General features: G+C 57.0%; 16 protein-coding genes, 1 tRNA gene and 2 pseudogenes. 11 read left to right on the forward strand and 8 right to left on the reverse strand.

Features of this window, described 5'->3' with window-relative positions:
• The first annotated feature begins 110 nt into the window (after positions 1-110).
• Positions 111-1,721, forward strand: a complete 1,611-nt coding sequence (lnt, locus tag ACVWZ1_RS05590; RefSeq protein ID WP_457502789.1) for an apolipoprotein N-acyltransferase — start codon at positions 111-113, stop codon at positions 1,719-1,721.
• Between the two features lie 66 nt (positions 1,722-1,787).
• Positions 1,788-1,860, forward strand: a tRNA-Thr gene (locus tag ACVWZ1_RS05595).
• A gap of 121 nt (positions 1,861-1,981) precedes the next feature.
• On the opposite strand, the gene ACVWZ1_RS05600 is transcribed toward ACVWZ1_RS05595, so the two are convergent.
• From ACVWZ1_RS05600 to sufR, 6 genes are all read right to left on the reverse strand, one after another.
• Positions 1,982-4,282: a DUF1796 family putative cysteine peptidase gene (locus ACVWZ1_RS05600; RefSeq protein ID WP_457502790.1), complete on the reverse strand. Its 2,301-nt coding sequence runs from the start codon at positions 4,280-4,282 to the stop codon at positions 1,982-1,984.
• 324 nt (positions 4,283-4,606) lie between these two features.
• Positions 4,607-5,956, reverse strand: a complete 1,350-nt coding sequence (locus ACVWZ1_RS05605; protein WP_457502791.1) for a sensor histidine kinase — start codon at positions 5,954-5,956, stop codon at positions 4,607-4,609.
• A 33-nt stretch (positions 5,957-5,989) separates the two neighbouring features.
• Complete coding sequence (miaE, locus tag ACVWZ1_RS05610; protein ID WP_457502793.1) at positions 5,990-6,571, reverse strand: tRNA isopentenyl-2-thiomethyl-A-37 hydroxylase MiaE; 582 nt, start codon at positions 6,569-6,571, stop codon at positions 5,990-5,992.
• A gap of 30 nt (positions 6,572-6,601) precedes the next feature.
• The gene (folB, locus tag ACVWZ1_RS05615) at positions 6,602-7,048 is read right to left on the reverse strand and encodes a dihydroneopterin aldolase (RefSeq protein ID WP_414416775.1); all 447 of its coding nucleotides are present in this window, start codon (positions 7,046-7,048) and stop codon (positions 6,602-6,604) included.
• Between the two features lie 141 nt (positions 7,049-7,189).
• Positions 7,190-8,260, reverse strand: coding sequence for a 3-deoxy-7-phosphoheptulonate synthase (locus ACVWZ1_RS05620; RefSeq protein ID WP_414388446.1), 1,071 nt, complete (start codon positions 8,258-8,260; stop codon positions 7,190-7,192).
• Positions 8,261-8,549: 289 nt separating this feature from the next.
• The gene (gene sufR / locus ACVWZ1_RS05625) at positions 8,550-9,266 is read right to left on the reverse strand and encodes an iron-sulfur cluster biosynthesis transcriptional regulator SufR (RefSeq protein ID WP_457502794.1); all 717 of its coding nucleotides are present in this window, start codon (positions 9,264-9,266) and stop codon (positions 8,550-8,552) included.
• Positions 9,267-9,445: 179 nt separating this feature from the next.
• Here sufR and sufB point away from each other — a divergent pair, with 179 nt between their 5' ends.
• From sufB to ACVWZ1_RS05650, 5 genes and pseudogenes are all read left to right on the forward strand, one after another.
• Positions 9,446-10,882 (forward strand): Fe-S cluster assembly protein SufB, encoded by a 1,437-nt coding sequence (sufB, locus tag ACVWZ1_RS05630; RefSeq protein WP_414357846.1) that lies wholly within the window; start codon positions 9,446-9,448, stop codon positions 10,880-10,882.
• Positions 10,883-11,126: 244 nt separating this feature from the next.
• A pseudogene (gene mscL / locus ACVWZ1_RS05635) lies at positions 11,127-11,532 on the forward strand (large-conductance mechanosensitive channel protein MscL).
• Positions 11,533-11,629: 97 nt separating this feature from the next.
• A complete protein-coding gene (gene sufC / locus ACVWZ1_RS05640; RefSeq protein WP_457502795.1) occupies positions 11,630-12,445 on the forward strand; it encodes a Fe-S cluster assembly ATPase SufC in 816 nt (271 codons plus the stop codon).
• A complete protein-coding gene (sufD, locus tag ACVWZ1_RS05645) occupies positions 12,442-13,734 on the forward strand; it encodes a Fe-S cluster assembly protein SufD (RefSeq protein ID WP_457502797.1) in 1,293 nt (430 codons plus the stop codon). Before sufC ends, sufD begins: the two co-directional genes overlap by 4 nt.
• 286 nt (positions 13,735-14,020) lie before the next feature.
• Positions 14,021-15,241, forward strand: a complete 1,221-nt coding sequence (locus ACVWZ1_RS05650) for an S-layer homology domain-containing protein (protein ID WP_457502799.1) — start codon at positions 14,021-14,023, stop codon at positions 15,239-15,241.
• Positions 15,242-15,276: 35 nt separating this feature from the next.
• Here the strand turns inward: ACVWZ1_RS05650 and ACVWZ1_RS05655 are convergent, their stop codons facing one another.
• Positions 15,277-15,912 (reverse strand): exopolysaccharide biosynthesis protein, encoded by a 636-nt coding sequence (locus tag ACVWZ1_RS05655; protein WP_457502828.1) that lies wholly within the window; start codon positions 15,910-15,912, stop codon positions 15,277-15,279.
• A gap of 130 nt (positions 15,913-16,042) precedes the next feature.
• On the opposite strand from ACVWZ1_RS05655, the gene ACVWZ1_RS05660 reads away from it, so the two are divergent.
• From ACVWZ1_RS05660 to ACVWZ1_RS05675, 4 genes and pseudogenes are all read left to right on the forward strand, one after another.
• Positions 16,043-16,468 (forward strand): hypothetical protein, encoded by a 426-nt coding sequence (locus ACVWZ1_RS05660; RefSeq protein ID WP_011433014.1) that lies wholly within the window; start codon positions 16,043-16,045, stop codon positions 16,466-16,468.
• A 193-nt stretch (positions 16,469-16,661) separates the two neighbouring features.
• Positions 16,662-16,844: pseudogene (locus ACVWZ1_RS05665) on the forward strand (ATP-binding cassette domain-containing protein); the annotation flags it as partial.
• Between the two features lie 150 nt (positions 16,845-16,994).
• Positions 16,995-17,597: a J domain-containing protein gene (locus tag ACVWZ1_RS05670; RefSeq protein ID WP_083757641.1), complete on the forward strand. Its 603-nt coding sequence runs from the start codon at positions 16,995-16,997 to the stop codon at positions 17,595-17,597.
• Complete coding sequence (locus tag ACVWZ1_RS05675; protein WP_457502800.1) at positions 17,588-18,613, forward strand: hypothetical protein; 1,026 nt, start codon at positions 17,588-17,590, stop codon at positions 18,611-18,613. The genes ACVWZ1_RS05670 and ACVWZ1_RS05675 overlap by 10 nt, the downstream gene beginning before the upstream one ends.
• A gap of 164 nt (positions 18,614-18,777) precedes the next feature.
• On the opposite strand, the gene ACVWZ1_RS05680 is transcribed toward ACVWZ1_RS05675, so the two are convergent.
• The gene (locus tag ACVWZ1_RS05680; protein ID WP_457502801.1) at positions 18,778-19,758 is read right to left on the reverse strand and encodes a tyrosine-type recombinase/integrase; all 981 of its coding nucleotides are present in this window, start codon (positions 19,756-19,758) and stop codon (positions 18,778-18,780) included.
• Positions 19,759-19,814 lie beyond the last annotated feature (56 nt).

A 19,814-nucleotide genomic window follows, 5' to 3' on the forward strand; every position in this document is an offset into this window, starting at 1 on the left:
CAGGAGATAGTTGCGGCTGCTGCAAGGGCGCTACTCTGGAGAGGATCCGTCGGCAGGGGCGTGTTCAATCCCCGTGGGGTTTCCCGAAGAGGCTGAATTTTATTGAGGTGATGAAGCTGGAACTGAAATCTTCAACTCAACGGCAGGATCTGCCCCAAAAGAGAAACCCAGGCGAGGGATCCCGCTGGCTAATGGGTCTAGCCATCCTGCTGCTCTGTCTGGGGTCCCCCAACCGCTGGTGGCACTGGTTTCCGGGGGCGCTGCTGGGCCTAGCCCCGCTGTTTGACCTGTGCGAACAACGGCAAGGGTGGGCGCGGTGGCGTTTGGCCTATGGCCTCTGGTTTTGGGTGTGCCTGTATGCCTTCTGGGTGGATCCCTTCTCGGTTAAGGTGTTGAGCGCCTGGGAGATCCTGGGGGGCGTGGTGGTGGCTCCCCTGATCCCCCTCTTTTTCACCACCGCTACGCTCCTCAGTTTGCAACTGAGCCGCCCCCTGCCGGCTTGGGCACGTCCGCTGGGCTTGGCCACGGTCTGGACAGGCTTGGATGGGCTGTTGGGCTTGCTCTGGTGGCCCATCCCTTTCCACTGGGGATCCTTGCTGTTCGACTGGCCTCTCGGGATCCAGGTGGCCGATGTCACCGGGATCTGGGGGGTTACCTTTTTTGCCGTGTTCGTCAATGGGGTTCTTTGGCAGATGGCCAGGCAGATTTCCAGCCGGTGGCAGACGGCTAGGGGATCCCTGAGAAACGCTTTGGGTGAGATGCTCAAGAACAGAGATTTCTGGAGTACGCTTGCCTGGGGCCTGGGGCTGACAGGGCTGGTCTTGGCTTATGGAAGCGTGCGCCTGGCTTACTTCGATGCCTTGGCCGTTGAAAACAGGGATCCCGGCTTTCGGGTGGCGGCGGTGCAGCAGGTGGCTTGGCTGGAAGCCGATCGCAGTTGGAACTACCGCCTGGAGCGCTACCGGGAGCTGCATCAGCTTTCTGCCCAGGGGGTGGCTGCTGGGGCACAGTTGGTGGTTTGGCCGGAGGGGGCGCTGCGGGCACGGCTGCTGAATACTGGCCTGGAACCCTACGTGATCGAGCCAATGCAAGCGATTCTGCCGCCGGAAGGTGCTTTGATTACGGGGGCAACAGAGCCGGATCCCCGCACAGCCCATTTGCCGGAGCCAGAGCAGCGATTTTTTAATACGGCCCTGTTGTTTGACGCCCAGGGCAACTTGCTGGATGGGTTTGGCAAGCAGTGGATCTTTCCCTATTTCGAGTCGGGGCGCTACGTGCCTTCACCCGATGGCTATCGGCCTCTGGACGGAGGGGAGCTTTTCGGGCCTTTGGGGGTGATGATCTGCTTGGAGAGCGTCTTGCCTGCGCCTAGCCGAACTTTAACCCGTCGCGGCGCCGAGTCTTTGATCGTGATTTCGGATGATAGCTGGTTTGGTAATAGCCACTGGCCGATGTTGCATGGCCAGCTCTCGGTTTTCCGGGCTGTGGAAAATCGGCGGGGCGTGGTGTTTGTCAATAACACAGGCGGCAATCTGGTGGTGGATCCCTCAGGTCGGCTCCAGCAGGTTGGCCCCATCTTTCAGCGGGGGGTGATTACGGGAGAAGTGAAGCGGCGTTCTGAGACAACTTTCTACAATCGCGCGGGGGATTGGCTGGCGTGGCTGACGTTGGGGCTATCTTTGGGGCTATGGCGCTGGGGATCCCGAGTGAGGCAAGGATGAGTTAGAATCGATAGGCCCACCGGTGGGTCTGCGGATTCTCCTATCCAGTCCTCACTTCAAAGCCCTGCTGATGTAGCTCAGTTGGTAGAGCAGCTCACTCGTAATGAGCAGGTCGTCGGTTCGAGTCCGATCATCAGCTTTCTGGAGTTGAACACCTCAGAGTCCCTTTGGGAGAAGAGTTGGGGGTGGTCGCGGAAGCGGCGCGGAGCGTTTGGGCAGCAGCGATCATTCTTTCGAATTGCAGTGAAACCTTGGAACGGCTACACTTGTGGAGGGCACCAGAAAAGATTTCGGGTAGAGACCCCCAAAGAATGGAGAATATCTCTCATTACCCCTGTGCAGTACTTCCAATGCTCAGGATCTGCACACATGCGGTCGGGATTTAACTCCATCTCATAATGGATAACATTGGGGATCCCGGCAAACTCATCAGAAGACTGAGGAGAAACAATCAGCAACAGAAAAGGTTTGCCCCTGCGCTTAGCCGCCAGCTTATCCATTAAGTCAACAACGGCCTCTCGCCGGCAACCCCCTGTGCGCACAAACAAGACTTTATCGGCTTTTTCCAAAACATGCATAAAGCGCTTGGCGCGAGCAGTGTAGCGAGTTCGCATTCGCTCATGGATGGGATCCATATTCTGAAGTGGATCCTCCCCCTCTTCCACCTCATGGCCAAAGGAGAGGCCCGTCCACTTGCTGTGGTAAATTCGCCTATCTTCAGGGCTGTAGTGTAAATATTGCGGATCCCACATGCCCTGAAACTCGTTGTGGATCATATCGGCCACATCAGCCAAATTGCTGGTGCGTGTCAAATCAAAAGGAAAGGCAGGCCCGTCATATTCCAACTTGTAGAGCAGCATTCGCACCGCGCAGCGATCCCCTAACGGTACAATGGCAAAGCGATGAATATCGGATAATTTACAGGTGTATTCCAGCAGCATGACCGATCCAGGAGCAGCCTTTACCCGACTTTCGAGGCCACCTTCCCCGATCATCAGGGTTCGGAAGAGAGCTTCGCGGTGGCTCGGATCTTCATAAACACCCGCTGGCATGGCTTTGAGAGCGGCCCGCACTTCCTTCCACATGGGGTGGATGTTGTACTCGTGACTGCTCTGGTTGATCACGCACAGGCGAGGCATGGGATTAGAAGAGCCTTCTGAGGATCCACTGAGCTTGAGAAGGATCAACGATCCATCCTCGAAGATCGTTTCTACTGATTCCGAGGAAAAGAACTGAGCTATTGGGGAGAAGACCAGATCGGCATCTGCAGGAACGGAGAGGGTGGTTTGCACCGAACCATCTTCTCGTATGGAAAGTGAATATAGGGTCGCATCCCCTAGCCTTTCATCGCTTTTGCCAATATACAGACCCGGCTGTAGACCTGCTTTTTGGAAAGCGGCTTGCAAAGGCTGCCAAGTGGGCGTGATGGTATAGGGATAGGGAGTTACATTCACGATGCGAAATTGATTTTTGCCCGTCTCTACGGTTACCCAAAAACCATGCTCCTCTTCAAAAATGACCTGCTCCCCAATGGGTTGAGGGAGCTTGCCACGAGCCGAGCTAACTTGGCCGGGATCCAAAAGAGAGAGATCGATGGCCTCAAACATGACCTGATGACCCTTGGAATTGGGGTGAGCTGGGTCAAAAGCAAGGTCTGGTTTCCAGCGGCCCTGTCCATCTTCCAAATGAGGCAGCCAGTTGAACACAGGGCATCCCCAGCTGAGCATTCTTTGCTGAGTTTCTTGCAAAAGAAGATGCTGTTCTGGGCCGTAGTCTGCATGGGGATAAACCCCTCCCAGAACTGGCAAGGCTCCAATGTCTTGAATTCGCTGAATTAACCGCCGCAGGCCGTTTTCAAACCGCCTCTGCAGGGCACGGCGGTGCTGGGGCAAGGCCGATACCAAGCCTTCATTTCCCAAGGACAGGGCAACAATAACGACATCAGGACGTTCAGGGATCACCGCCTGCTCAAACCGCAACAGAGTTCGGCTGACATTGGCCCCCAATTGGGAGAGATTTCGCACTTGATGGCCATAGCGCTCTTGTAGAGCTTTCTGCAACAGCCAAGCCCAACCTCGCAACAGCCAGGCGCTGCACCCCAGGGCAACAGAACTGCCCAAAATGACGACTTTTAGCCCTTGCGGATTTTCCGGTTCGACCTCAGGAATGGGATCGGCAAAATAGCCGTAAGGATAGGCAGGGATCTGGCCAAACTCCCCATCCTCGACAATCAAAACTGCCGGTAAAGGTTCTGGCTCAAGTGGCACCCAGCGATTGACAGCGGTGGATTCCCAAATCACTTGCCCACCGGCTTGCACGCGCAGATATCGGTACTCCACTCGAGGAGTTTCTTTTAAACATCCACTGTAGGGTAACAGCGGGCCGGGCGCGCCATCTGCCGGGCTCAACGGCAACTCTACCCACCACAGCGGATAGCGAGTCGGATCCGTTTGCAGCCAAATGCAATGGCAGGGATCCCAGGAGCCCAATTTTGCGCTGGATCCCACCAAGGCAATTCTCTCGCCCGGCTGGGTGATGGCACGAACCTGGAAGCGATACATAACGTTTTCCTGGCACAGGATTCAATGGGAAATTGTGGGGCTGCGCGGGCAGACTGCACTCACTCATCACCCAATCAACAGCTCAGCAGCCGGCTGAGAAGGGCAAGAGCCTGGGAGCTGATCCCATCTCTGCTGTTTTATCCGGGAAAAAGAGAAGTTCTTAAATCTGGAAAGGAAAGATCTCTAGTACCCAAAAATCCAGTTCAACTGGGCCAATACGGTTCTTAATACAGTTCTGAATAAAGACTCAGTCAATCTTGGCTTAAAGCTAGCATATTGACCGAGGGCTGTCTGTTTTCCAGAGCACTTTTAGACTCTCTCTTTTTAGACTCTCTCTGGGGTACAGATTTCCAACTGCCGCTGGGGCAAAATAACTTCAAAGCTGGATCCCTGGCCCAGCTCGCTCTCCACCTGCACCTGACCTTGATGCTGTTGGGCAATGCTTTTGACGATCGCCAGCCCCAAACCTGACCCTGAGAGGCGACCGGGATCCCCGCTGCGAGCCGGATCTACCCGATAAAAGCGATCGAACACATGGGGCAGAGCCTGGGGGGGGATCCCTGGCCCGGTATCTTGTACCCGCACCACCAGCTCTGGGGATCCGGAGCGCAGCCGTTGTTCCAGCCTCACCTGCACCTCTCCTTGCGGGGGAGTGTGGAGAAGGGCGTTTTCAATCAGGTTGGTGAACAGGCGGGCCAATTGATCTTCATCTCCCCAAAAACCGAAGGGATCCACTTGGGCGGGAGAAGGTTCCGTCCCGCTCTCAGGGGCAGCAATCTCCAGCTGCAAGCGGATCTGTTTTTGGTTGGCCAGGCCCTGCAGCTCCTCCACCACCTGCAGCAGCAGAGCATCCAGCGCACAGCAACGGGGTTGGAAAGGCACCATACCGCTGTCGTGGCGGGCCAGAAACAGCAGGTCATCCACCAGACGACCCAGCCGTAAACACAACCGCTCCACCATCTGCCAGCGCTGCCGGGTGTCGGCATCCAATTGGGAATCCGCCAAAGCCACCTGTACCGCGGTTTGAATGCTGGCCAAGGGGCTGCGCAGCTCGTGAGAGGCGTCGGCGGTAAATTGCTTGAGCTGCTGATAAGACTGCCGGATGGGCTGCATGGCCAGGCCGGAGAGCATCCAGCCAATGGCCCCCACACCCGTCAAGCCGGCCACCACCCAGAGGGAAAGATCCCGGATCAACTGTCGCGTTGGCTTGCTCACCTCAAACCAGGGATGGCTGACCCGCAGATAGCCCAGCAGCTTCCCATGGGCCACGATCGGCTCGGTGAACTGACGCAGCCAATACCCAGGAGCGATGCGGGCAGTGTGCAGGGATCCCTCGGTCAACAGGGGGGCAGGGATCCCGCCGGGCACCGTGGACCAGATGAGCGTTCCTTGAGGGCCGAACCACTCCAAGTCGATGTGATCGTCCTCTAGGGTGCTGGGATCATCCCGAAAGCTGGCCTCCAAGCTGCGGCGGGCTTGCTGCGGATCCAAGAGGCTCTCATCCACCACCAAAGACCGCTCGACAATTTCCACCACATGGCCAAGGGTATCGTCCACCCGTTCAATCAGGGTTGACTGCACGTACCAATAGAAGCTGCCGGCAAACAACAGCAGCAACACTGCCGTAACCGTTGTATACCAGAAGGCCAACCACTGCCGCGTCGCTTGAAACATGGGAGCTGCACCGCGGGGGGAAACGGAGTGGGGCTAGCTGTGAACACGGGGTTCGGGGTGAAGGGTGGATAAGATCTCGGCCTCCACCTGGAGTAGAGTATCGAGCCGCTCCTGCACCTGATCGGCGGGAAACTGCTCCAACGCCAAATCCAAGTAAAGCTGCCAATGGCGCTCCTCCGCAGCCGCCAGCCAGAGATAAAACTGCCGCAACTCCAGGTCAGGCGCGTGGATCCCCAACAGGCCCAAGCGTTCGTGGCTGCGGGCCTCAATGATGGCTGCCACCAGCAGGGTATCCAACAGATGCTCCGGCTCGGAGCGGCGCAGGTGTTGGTTCAGGCGACCCGCATAGGGTGCAGCCGACAAGGGCTTGATGGGGATCCCCAGCCGTTGCAGGTGGCGATGCACCCGCTCAAAATGCTGCAGCTCCTCCCGCGCCAGCGGCGAGAGGGTTTCCACCAAACGCCCGTTAGCCGGGTAGCGAAACAGCAAGCTGAGGGCGTTGCCCGCTGCTTTTTTCTCACAGTTGGCGTGGTCTAGCAAGACCAGATCGATGTGCCGGGTAGCCTGTTCGATCCAGTCCTCAGAGGTACGAGAAGCAAGTTCTAGAGCAAGCACAGGGTCGGTAGGAAAGGGTTAAGAGAAGTTCTAGGGACGAACGATCTCCACAGTAACCCGCCCCGTCAGCTCCGGGATCGGGGGATGACACTTGGTCAATCGGATCTTAGCTTTGCTGGCCCCTGTCTCCCGCAGCACCATTTCGGCAATCGCCTCCGCCAAGCTCTCGATCAGCACAAACTGATTGCTTTTCACCAGTTCCGCAATCCCGGCCACTGCAGAACGGTAGTCGAGGCTATCACACAGTTGGCCGCTGAGAGCAGCCGGGCGCAGATCCGCCCACAACTCGAAATCCACCTCAAACCATTGCCCCAAAGCCCGTTCCGCCTCATCAAGGCCGGTATAACCGTAGTAGCGCAGGCCGGAGACGATCAGCCGATCCCGCAACTGCTCAGGGGGTTGCCGAGGGATCCGATCGGGATCTGGATAGGGCTGCTGACTGTTGCTGCTGACACTGGTGGGGATCTGTAACTCCATCACATCCTCCCAGCTCGACCTGGAGACCCCATCCCACAGGGCCTGACGAAACAACGAAACCTTGGCTCGACCTTAGGAGCAGGCTGCCCCTTGTTCCCATTTCCTTTTTGATTCTTTAACAAACTCCGGGATCCCCGTCCCTCAATGGCTGAGGGCCAACGCTCTTCCCTCTACGGTCGCCGCCATCTCCCGCAATAGATCTTCCGTCTCTTCCCAGCCGATGCAGCCATCGGTGATGGAAACCCCGTACTGGAGCGGCGCCCCTTCCTGCCAGGTTTGCTTGCCCGGGTAGAGGTTGCTCTCCAGCATCAGTCCCATCAGAGCCCGCTGCCCCGCCTGGTACTGCTGTAGCACCGCTCGACAGACGGATCCCTGGTTGCGGTAATTTTTGTGGGAGTTGTCATGGGAGCAGTCCACCATCACCGAGCGAGGGATCCCTTGATCCTTCATCAGCAGTGCTGCCCGCGCCACATCTTCCGGGCCGTAGTTGGTCTTGCCCCCTCCCCCCCGCAACACAATGTGTCGATCCGGGTTGCCGGTGGTTTTTACCAAAGCCGTCATGCCATCTTGGCCAATGCCCAAGAAACTGTGGGGATGGCTGGCGGAGAGGATGGCATTGAGAGCGATTTCCAGCCGTCCATCGGTGCCGTTTTTGAAGCCCACAGGCATGGAGAGACCGCTGGCCATTTCCCGGTGAGTTTGGCTTTCGATGGTTCTGGCGCCAATGGCCGCCCAGCTCACCAGATCCGCCGTGTATTGAGGGGTCACCGGATCCAGCATCTCGGTAGCACAGGCCAGGCCCAGCTCGTTGATCTGCAGGAGAATGGAACGGGCCAGTTGCAAGCCGGTGGCAATGTCGCACGAACCATCCAGGTGGGGATCGTTGATCAGGCCCTTCCAGCCCACCGTGGTGCGGGGTTTCTCAAAATACGTGCGCATAACGATCACCAGGTGCTCCCGAGTTTGGTCGGCCACCCGCTTGAGGCGATGGGCATACTCCAGAGCCGCTGCAGGATCGTGGATGGAACAGGGGCCGACGATCACCACCAAGCGATGGAGATCCCGTCCGTGGATGATGTCGCGGATGGCTTGCCGAGTGGAGAGCACCACTTGCGCTGCCGTTTCCGTAAGGGGCAGCTTGGCCTTGACAGCAGCAGGGGCAATCAAGGGAGTCACCTCTTGGATATTGCAATTGTCGGTTTGAGGGGGCATGGAACTGTCCTCAGCGTGCAAGTGGGTAGATGGGGTCGTCGAGCCATCAAAAAAGCCCTGGCGCTGGGCTCAGGGCTTCAGGACTGACTCGGGTAAACTGTAGGTCTTTGTTTACGCGCCACCCTTCTGCCCTGGTCGTTGCCAGGGAAAGCTAAAGTAGCCAAAAAAGGAAGCGCGCCAGACCATGCGGAGAGCAAACTTAAAACCTGTACGAGATAACTATACCCGAAAAAACCTCGTTTGACACCTCAGGGATCCGGTTTCCTGGCGGAGAGACCAGCGGGAAGTCTTAAGCCGACCGAGCCGCCGGCTTGGCAATCCAGTAGCCGCAGGGGTGTTCTCCCTGCACCTGCCAGGTGATGCGCTCTACTCGGCAATCGGGCAAGGCGGCAGCAAACATCTCCAGTTCGTGGCCGCAGACGCTGGGAAAGGTGTGGGCAATCTGGGCAATGGCGCAATTGTGCTCAACCAACACATACTGCTCGACGTAAGGCTCGGATCCCTCTGCTGCCAGCGGCACAGTCAGGTCGGCAGGATAGGGGTAGTACTCCGCCATGTAACCCTCCGCCTGGCGCAACTGCACCAAGCGCTCCAGCCGCTCCCGCAGGGATCCGGATCCCAGTTGGGCCTGATACTCCCGGGCTTTGCGCTGCCACTGGTGGTGGAGAAGGGATCCCATCTGTTCGGATCCCAGGGTTTCGGCCAGGGTGTTGAGCAGACCAAGGGCAAACTCGTCGTAGCTGGCGGGGAACTGCTCTTCTCCCAAGGGGCTGAGCTGATAGAGATGCTGGGGTCGCCCTAGACCATTGGGTTGAGCGACATGTTGGATCAACCCCTCTGCCTCCAGATCCTTGAGGTGGCGGCGGATGGCCTGGGGAGAAATGCGCAGGTGCTCTGCCAGCGTTTGGGCGTTGGCCTGCCCCGCCTTGCGCAGGTAGACCAAGATGGCCTGCTTACTCGAAGCGGGTTGAGCGACCTGCCCGGTGATCTTGCGCGTGCTGTCCACCCTCGCCCTCCTGGTTAGACTGGGTTAATCGGCTGCCGCTGCCAGCACAGCTCTCTGCTATTTTGACAACGAGCTCATTGCCAAAGTAACCTGAGGATCAGTTAAACAACAACTCTGTTGTTTTATTTGGCCATCTGTCTTAGTCGCGTTTCTACCCTGTCACTACCCGAGAGCCATCCATGTCTACGAGCGTCCGCGCCCTGGTCAACCAGCCCTACAAGTACGGCTTTGTAACCGACATCCCCTCTGAGTCGATTGGCAAAGGCTTGAACGAAGAGGTGATTCGGCAGATCTGGGCCAAGAAAGGGGAGCCGGACTTTATGCTAGAGTTCCGGCTGCGGGCCTACCGCCAGTGGCTGAAGATGAGCGAGCCCACCTGGCCCAACGTCAGCTACCCGCCCATTGACTACCAAAACATTGTCTACTACTCGGCCCCCAAGGTGCAGCCCAAGAAAAAGAGCCTGGACGAAGTGGATCCGGTGCTGTTGGAGACCTTCGAGAAATTGGGGATCCCCTTGTCTGAACAGAAGCGGCTGGCCAATGTGGCGGTGGATGCCATCTTCGACAGCGTTTCGGTAGCCACCACCTTCCGGGAAAAGCTGGCCAAGGAAGGCGTGATCTTCTGCTCCATGTCGGAGGCACTGCGGGAGTATCCGGAGCTGGTGCGCAAGTACTTGGGCAGTGTGGTTCCCATTGCTGATAACTACTACGCGGCGCTGAACTCGGCGGTGTTCAGTGATGGATCCTTTGTCTATGTGCCCAAAGGGGTGCGCTGTCCCATGGAGCTTTCCACCTATTTCCGCATCAACAACGGCGAATCGGGCCAGTTTGAGCGCACCCTGATCATTGCCGACGAGGGATCCTACGTCAGCTACTTGGAAGGGTGTACTGCCCCCATGTTCGACACCAACCAACTGCATGCGGCGGTGGTGGAGCTGATCGCCCTAGACAATGCCGAGATCAAGTACTCGACGGTACAGAACTGGTATGCCGGCGACGAAAACGGCAAAGGGGGCATTTACAACTTTGTAACCAAGCGCGGCCTGTGTCAGGGGGCAAACTCCAAGATCTCCTGGACGCAAGTGGAGACCGGCTCGGCCATCACCTGGAAGTACCCCAGCTGTGTGCTGGTGGGGGAAAACTCGGTGGGCGAATTTTACTCGGTTGCCCTCACCAACCACTACCAGCAGGCCGATACCGGCACCAAGATGATTCACGTGGGCCGCAACACCCGCAGCAAAATCATTTCCAAGGGCATCTCGGCGGGGCACTCCAAAAACAGCTACCGCGGCCTGGTCAAAATCGGGCCGAAAGCAGAAGGGGCCCGCAATTTTTCCCAGTGCGATTCCATGTTGATCGGGGATCAGTGCAGCGCCAACACCTTCCCCTATATCGAGGTGCAAAACAACACCGCCAAAGTGGAGCACGAAGCTTCCACCTCCAAGATTGGAGAGGAGCAATTGTTCTATTTCCAGTCGCGCGGGATCGGCATGGAAGATGCCGTGTCCATGATCATCAGCGGCTTCTGCCGAGAGGTGTTCAACCAATTGCCGATGGAGTTTGCTGTAGAAGCCGATCGGTTGCTGAGCCTGAAGTTAGAGGGATCCGTCGGCTAGGGGATTGCTCCCAATGCGAAGCTGAGCAAGTGGGCGAGGCCGCTGACACGCTGTGGGAGCAGGCGCTGCCATTTTCAGGAGAAGGGTAAGGGGTTAGGTAACTCCCAAGGCAGAGGTCTGTGATCCCCTGAAGCCAGAGGCGGCCCAAGGGCTTGGCGACGTTGCAAACAGCGCATGGATGCAGGGGGGGAGAGGGGATAATCAAGGAGTTTTGAACCGTAAGGCTAGGCAGGAGAAGTTCCCCATGAGGGCATTTCTGGAGGAGTTCAAAAAGTTCATCAGCCGGGGCAATGCCTTAGATTTGGCTGTTGGCGTTGTTATTGGAGGTGCTTTTGGGAAGATTGTGACTTCTTTCGTAGCAGATCTATTTACTCCTTACTCCGGTTTTAGGCTTGATTATTGGTGGAGTGAACTTCCAGCACTTGGCCTGGGAAATCGGTGGAAGTCCTGAAGATCCAGTTACGATTAACTACGGCAACTTTCTGCAAGCTGTGTTTGATTTTGTGATTATCGCTTTTGCTCTCTTCTTACTATTGAGAGCGATCAACACTCTACAGCGAAAGGAGGAAGAATCTCCTTCTATATCGCCCCCATCAGAAGTGGTCTTGCTGGCAGAAATTCGGGACATCCTCAATCGCCGCTCCCAATAGAGCTACAGGGGATCCTTAGGCCCAAAATCCAAACCTGGTTTAGGGATCCCTTAACTTTTCAGCTCCTGCCCTTCGGTGTCAACCCTAGAGTCTAGCCATGATCCGTGAAAACAGCCCTGTCATCTTATCCGTTCGAGATCTCAGCGCCGAGATCGACGGCACCCCCATTCTCAAGGGGTTGAGCCTGGAAATTCGCGCCGGAGAAATCCACGCCATCATGGGCCCCAATGGCTCTGGAAAAAGCACTTTTTCCAAGATCTTAGCCGGCCACCCTGACTACAGGGTGACGGGGGGCGAGATCCTCTACCTGGGAAAAAATCTCTTGGAGATGGAGCCAGAAGAGAGGGCTTGGGCAGGGATCTTTTTGGCATTTCAATACCCCATCGAAATCCCAGGGGTGAGCAACTTGGATTTCCTGCGCGCCGCCTACAACGCTCGCCAGAAATATCGGGATCAGCCGGAACTGGATGCTCTGGATTTTGACGACCTGGTACGGGAAAAGTTGGATATTGTCAAAATGGATCCCGTTTTTTTGGAGCGCTCTGTGAATGAGGGCTTTTCCGGCGGCGAGAAAAAGCGCAACGAGATCCTGCAAATGGCGGTGTTGGAGCCCACGCTGGCCATTTTGGACGAGACGGATTCCGGCCTGGATATCGACGCGCTGCGCATTGTCGCCCAGGGCATCAACCGACTGGCCGGCTCTGAGAATGCCATGCTCTTGATCACCCACTACCAACGCTTGCTGGACTATGTTACCCCCGACTACGTGCACGTGATGGAGGGGGGTCGTATCGTCATCAGTGGGGACAAGACCTTGGCGCTGGAGCTGGAAGAACGGGGCTACGACTGGATCAAAACTCAGTTGGGCCAAGAATCAGCAGCCGCAACATCCCGGCGGGAGGAAGAGGGATGAGCGCCACCTTGCCCAAACCTTTCGCCCCAGAGAGCCGCCTATTCCTGGAGCACATCCTCGGCCAAATCCCCGAAAGGCAAGATCCCTACACCACCCTTAGGCAGCAGGCCCGCGCCCAATTGGCCGAACTGGGGATCCCGACCCCACGGGAAGAAGATTGGAAATACAGCGATCTCTCGCCGCTGCTGGCCCACGAGTTTCGCCTGGCTGTCGCGGCGGATCCGGCTCTGGATGCGGCAACCCTAGAGCCCTGGCTTTGGCCGGAAGCCAGCTATAGCCGCGCCGTGTTCGTCAACGGCTACTTTGCCCCCCAGCTTTCTGATTTGAGCGGCCTGCCCACCGCTTTGCAGGTGATCCCTTTAGCCCAAGCCCCAGGGGAGTTGCTGCAAACCCTGGCCAAGACGGATGTGTTTACGGCCCTCAACACCGCTCATCTGGGAGATGGGATCCAGATTGGCCTACAGCCCGGCCAGGAAGTTCCGTCACCGCTGCACCTGCTGTTCATAACGGTGGCTCCTGAGGGAGAGGCCGTTTTGGCCCAGCCCCGCTGCCTGCTGTCTTTGCAAGCCCACAGCTCCCTCACGCTGATCGAAGATCATGTATCCCTGGGATCCGGGATCCCCTTTGGCAACGCTGTAACCGAGATCCTCTTGGCAGAGGGATCCCGCTTGCACCATGTGATCCTGCAGCGGCAGGGGTCTCAGGCTTTTCACATCAACCAGACCGCCGTGCGCCAAAGCCGCAACAGCCACTACCGCCTCCAGGCGATTCAGTGGGGATCCCAGTTTTCTCGCCACAACCTGGAGATCACCCAAGCCGGAGCCCAGGCCCACACCCAACTGCAGGGGCTAACGCTGCTGAAGGGATCCCAGCACAGCGACACCCACTCCCGCCTGGTGCATCAGGCCCCCCACGGCAGCAGCCGCCAATTGCACAAGTGCATTGTGGACGAGACGGCCCATGCGGTCTTCAGCGGACGGATTCTGGTGAGCCGAGAGGCCCAACTGACGGACGCCGCCCAGACCAACCGCAACCTGCTCCTAGGCCCCAAAGCGCGGGTCAACACCCAGCCACAACTGGAGATCTTTGCCGATAACGTCAAATGCGCCCACGGGGCCACCGTCAGCCAACTGGAGGCAGAAGAGATCTTCTATCTGCAAAGCCGGGGTATTCCCCAAGCTGAGGCCAGGCAACTCCTCACCTGCGCTTTTGCAGCAGAAGCCCTGGAAGGGATCCCGTTGGCTCAACTTCCCACCCTGGTGGCCCGCCGGTTGGCTGGGATCCCGTGAATCCAATCAATCCAATCAATAGGAATAGGCTGTTGCTCCCGAAACGGCCATTACCCACAAGAGCGCACAGGCTTGGGCATGATGGCTGGGCAGCACTGGCGCGACAGAGATTTAGGGGTTTCCTTATCAATCCTCCGCAGTTGCGTTTTGCTGCAAATCTTGGGTTAGAAACGCTCAAATTACCACAGAGCAAGGGTTTGGGCCATTGTCATCACTGAGGAAATAGCCAGAATAAGAGTAGCCATTGACCCAGCGATGGGCGCTACGACAACTCGGTGAACGAACGATGTTTCCCTCTCTTTTAACTCCACGTGCAGCAGGCATACTCCTATCGGGAGCTGTCTTGGGCATCCACTGCCAGGTGGCCATGGCCGCTTCCTTCCGCGACACCTTTGGTCACTGGGCCCAAGCCTACACTGAGACCCTCTCCGCTCAAGGAGTGTTGAACGGCTTCCCCGATGGTACCTTCCGCCCCAATGAGCCGGTGACCCGCGCTCAGTTTGCCACCATTGTCAATACCGCTTTCCGCCTCCGCAATACCTCCGGTACTTTCATCGGCTTTCGGGATGTGCCCCCCACCCACTGGGCAGCCAGCGCCATCTCGACGGCAGCAGCCAACAACCTGGTGGCAGGCTTTCCCGATGGCACCTTCCGTCCTGAGCAGCCCGTTACCCGCACCGAAGCGCTGGTGGTTTTGACCAACGCCATTGGCAACACGGGAGCGATCCCAGCCGCTCAGCCCAGCGATCTCTTCAGCCGCTATCGAGATGCGGCAGCCATCCCCAATTGGGCCCTGGCACAACTTGCGGCGGCCAACCGCGCCGGGTTGATCGTCAATTATCCAGACCCGATGCTCTTGGAACCCAACCGTCCCGCCACCCGTGCCGAGGTAGCAGCCTTCACCCACCAGGCCATGCTTAACCGGGGATCCTTGGTGGCACAAAACCCAGGGGGCTTGCCCTCCGGTTCCCAGCCAGGCTTTGACCTGCGCCTTTCCACCCTAGCGGCGGGCACCCTGATGCAAACCACCACCCCCTTCAACGAGCGCCTCTTCATTGCCCCCAACGAAACCCGGCCCATGTCTTTGATCGTCCGCAACCCGATTCGCAACGCCCAGGGGGATATTCTGGTGCCTTTTGGCTCACGGGTGGATGGCCGCTTTGAGCCGGCCCCAGGGGGCACCCGTTTTGTGGCGGAAAGCATTATCGTCAACAACCAACTGTTCCCCTTGGCTGCCCAATCGGACATCATTCACGATGTCAAGGATCCCCGCTACACCACCACAGGCAAAATCATTCAGGATGCAGCCATCGGCGCGGCAGCGGGCGCCATTCTCGGCTTGGTAACCGGAGACAATGCCATTGCCACAGAAGAAGTGCTGGGGGCGGGGGTGGCCGGAGCGGTAATTGGCAATGTAACGGCACCACAGGTGGTGGTGCTGGATCCCAATCAGGTGATCGAGTTGCGCCTCACTCAGGATCTGGCGCTGGCCCCGACATCCCGATAACCGGTGCAAGGCCGGAATAAGCGGTGTCGGCACGGCTATCTCCCCAGCCAATCCAAAAGGGTTGTTCCCCCCAACCACAGGCCGATCAAAATGGAAGTGGTCAGCAGTCCTCCTGCTACACAGATCAGGGATCCCAAGCTGCACAGGATCCCATCTTCTTCCAGGAGGCCAAAAGCGGTGACGAAAACCCCCATCGCCGGCAGGGTGTTGGTGCCTGGAACGGGGATGATCATGGAAATCCCCATCAAGCCGATCCAGGTGCCCAGCCAGACTTGGCCGAGCCGTGTGGTGCAAAGCTGCTTCCAACGGGGACGGGCAATGTTTTCAATACGCTGCAGCCACGGGATCCCAGCCTGCACCCACTTTTGAAAATGCTTCCGTTCAATAGAGGTCTGCAACACCCATTTCGGCAGCCAAGGAGTGGTTCGCCCTGCCAGCATTTGTGCGGCCAGCAACAGGATGACCACGCCAAAGGGAGTGGAATAGCCGGGAGCCGGCAGAGGCAAAGCAGAAGGGAAAGAGAGCACCGCCAAAAACAAGCCAAAACTGCGCTCGCCCGCCAGTTTTAGAATGTCTTCGATGCGGATCAACCCTTCCGGGGAGGGTTCTGGTTGCTCTGGGCTCTCGGGAAGGCGGGAAAACCGGGCTAGCTCTTGAGACAGACGGGCCATAGAGGGGGCAGGGCTGGAGCGGGCAAAGTTTGGCAACGGGTGGGCACTACCTGGAGGGCCAACGATAGCCTACTGCAAATTCAAGTTGTGTTGGATATCTTGAGCAAAGGGGTGGTTTCGGAGAGGTGACATGCTCGGTGACAGGTTCAAGAGGGCCGTAAACATCAGCAGCCTTGAGCGACAGCAGAAGGCTCCGACTCAGTTCCGCAAAGGGGGGCGTGGGCTGGGATGGCTCCTGCTGCTGGGATCCCTGTTGATGGTGGGGCGCGGTGTGGCCCTGGCAGAAGCGCAGTTGGAGGTGGGCACTTCCACTACCCTATCCCCGCAGGCAGCTCCGCCGGTGTTGCCACCCCCCCCTGTGGGAGTCCGACAAATTTCCCTGGATACCGATCCCGAACAAACTGCCGATATGCCCCTTTCCCTGATGGCCGAACAGGTGCTGGAGGCGGTGTGCGAAGCGCAAATTGATGCCCAGCGGGCCTTGGCTCTCATGCCCGACCTGAGCGAATCCCACATCCGTGCTGCCTGTCCGAAGCGACTGATCCCCAAAAGCTGAAGGGGCGGCCCCAAGTTGGCGCTGAAAAGTAGCCGGAAATACGTTCACTGCCAAGGAAAGGTGGTACTCAACCTGTGTACCTCTTTCTTCAGAGAGCCTTCCATTTATGATCAGCCTTTTTATGAGAGAGCCTGTCTGGTAGGGATCCTGGCGGGGGAACTCAACCGAACAGGCAAGCTGGGGGCGCTCTAGCGTGGACTTTGAACTACGGGCCGGGGAGATTTACGCTCTCCGGGGGGAGAATGGCGCCGGGAAAACCACCCTGATGAACATGCTGGCGGGCCTCTACCAGCCGGATGCTGGCGAGATTCGCCTGCGGGGCCGCCCAGTGCGGATCTGCTCCCCACACCAAGCCATCCAACTGGGCATCGGTATGGCGAAGCTTATGTGGTGCAAAGCTTTACAGGTACCGGCAACATTGTTACACTGACCTAAGATTGTCTGCATCATTGTGCAAATAAATTCACAGACAGCCTATAAGTTTTGTGCGGATCTACACTTGGCATCACTGACTTGAGGGGAAGCCATGCCCAAAAAAGCCGCCAGCACAAAACCAAAAACAACTAGGGCAACCTCAAGAGAAGAGACCAAGCCCGATCCGCAAGGGGCGATTGCTGCAGAAATCCAGCGCCTTTCCGATACCTACGGCATCTCTAAGGAACTCCTGGAGAATTTTGCGCGGTTTGTGGTCAGGCAGCTACAGCCACCGCCTCGGTTGTCTGTCAAAGAGCTGCAGAAAGCGATTTACAACCACTTTGGCGTTAAAAACGCAGCCGAGCTGAGAAAGTCAGCCAGCTTCAAACTGGCAACCAGCGGCATGGGCAAGCTGAGCTTATCCAACATAGACGATTTGGAGCGCATTTATCGTCAGCACATCGGGATCCTTCCCAACGAAGAGGGGGAAGAGGGGTATGGCTGCATCAACGGGATCAACATCTTCAAGTACGACTTGCCATGGCGGGTTTTTGGACTTGACCCCGATCGAGCTACCAATGAGGACATCAAAGCTGCCTTTTATCGCCTGAGCAAGATCTACCATCCCGATTCTCCAACCGGGGATGACAAAATTTTCCAGCGATTGACTCTCTTCTACAAAAGCCTTACGGAGAAATTTGAGCAATGGCTATAGTCTATGTTTCTTCAAACAAGCTCGCCGAATTTTTGGGTATCAGCCTTGAGGAACTCAGGGAGATTGAAGCCTACTTTGACAGTATCCCTGATGATGAGTGGGAACTGGTGGAAGGTAAAGACTATCGCGTTATCAACAAAAGTTCGGGGCTGAGAGAATACACGCAGTCTGGTGCTTACGCCATTTTATCCTTTTTAAGGTCTAGGTCAGAGCAAGGTCGTAAGTACTCTACAGACACAAGCATTAGCACAAGCATTAGGAATTGGTTCAAGGAAGAGTATCGCAAGAGGCAGAAGGCTCTGGTGGATCATAGGATCCTCGAAAACAGCTCCTCTCTGGTCAGAAGACAAGATCAGTTTTGGCTATCTCTTCAAGATGTTGTGACGATCTTTGGAACTCGAACTGATTACCTTAAGAAAGCGCTTGAGATTGCATCAAAACAAAGTAAACTCATCAAAGACGTTCATTACACACGCTTTGGCAACGACGACACTGTCTACCTCTCTTTGCGAGGCATCTATGAGCTTGCCAAGATTATGGTAGAAGTCCTCAAGCAAAACCACAGAAAAGACTGGTGTCGAGATGTTGGCGAACGCATTGAACCCCAGATTCAGGCAATCGTCAAGACAATCCAGGATAGACAAAGGCAGATAGAAAGAGCAAAAGAGCTTGCAAGAAGAAGGGATAAAAATCTCTGTGGAGTTACTCGAAAAACAGCCAGTAGCCTAACGGTTCACCATCTCTACTCTGAAGCGCACTATCCAAAGATTGCAGCAAATCTTTCCAACCTGATTACTATAGCCAGCGAAGTGCATAGCCACTTTCATCAGTGGATGGGAGGTTTCAACGAGCCATGTACAATTGATGACTTCATCAAGTATGTTTTGGAATACTATCCTGAGAACAAAAACCTGATCATCTGGTTGGAACAACAGAAGGCCAGTCTTGGGCCGCAGTTGCCCATTGGCAAGGGGAGAGAGCATGTGCTCTACATTCCTCTCCAGCGTGTAACTTGAAATAACCCATTGGTTATCGGTTGTTTTCAGGTCATTCCAACCACCTTAGTCAGGTTTGTCCGTCCTTGAGGATCCTTGATCTCTTTTTGGGGATCCCTCTTTCTGCGAGCAATCCGCGTCTGTCTCACTGGAAACGACAGAGGCCATAGCACACCAAGGGATCCCTAAACCAAGCCCTGATCCAAGATCTCGCGGGAACGGGCGATGGCTGCTCTCAAGTTGGCCCGCTGGGTGTAGCGCATCGTCATGGCGGCAGTTGTGTGGCCCAGCAAGTGCTGAATGTGTTCGGGGGCAACGCCGCGATCCAGCAACAAGGTGGCAAAGCTGTGGCGAAACTGGTGAGGGGTTTGATGTCCTGGCTCAGGCTCGGTGAGCTTGAGAACAATGTGGCGCAGGCCATCGTAGGTCAGGGGGCGGCCTCGGTAGGCCAAGCAGCGCGATTGGGAAACAAACAAGGGATCCGTCGGCGCGCACGGGCCCCGTTCTCGGCTCAGATACTGTTGCAACAGCTCGGAGAGGGGATCCCCTACTGCCACAGCGCGAGGTTTACTCCCCTTGCCACAGCGCACTTCCAACAGGGATCCCTCAGGGCTGATTTGAAAATCTTGAACGGTTAAGTCCAACAGCTCCTGGGCCCGCAGCCCGCACTCCAGCATCAGGCGAATCAAAGCCGCGTAGCGCAGAGAATGGTTTTGGGCCCGCTGCAACACCCGCTGCAACAACAACCGATCCAGATCGCGGGGCAAACGCGCAGGCAGGCGAGCAGGTCGAATGGCTTGAGTGGGCAGGGGATCCTGAAGGTAACCCCGTTGCCTGGCCCATTCAAAAAATTGCTGCAAAGCCAACCGCTTGAGGTTGTAGGTGGCCGGAGAAGCGGGCGGATGGATTCGCTGGCCGGAGCGGCTCTGGAACGGACGCCCTTTCAAGCTGTTCAAAAAGGACTGGACGTGGGCGGGCTGCACCTGGGGCAGCGGCACCGGGCAAGTTTTGGCAAACTGCTCCAAAGCAATGCGGTAGGTACGGCGGCTGGCGGGGGCCAGATCCCGCTCCCGCTCCTGCAAAAATTGCGCCGCCAGATGGCTGAGGCTGGGAGCAGGGCCGCTCGGTTGAGTCTGTCGAACCTGACCAGGTCGGGGATCCCTCATCTTTAGCCCACTGGCAACCCTCAACCAACTCTATCCTTCCCCTGCGAGCAAGCTCC

The sequence above is a fragment of the Thermostichus sp. MS-CIW-25 genome (assembly GCF_054060015.1).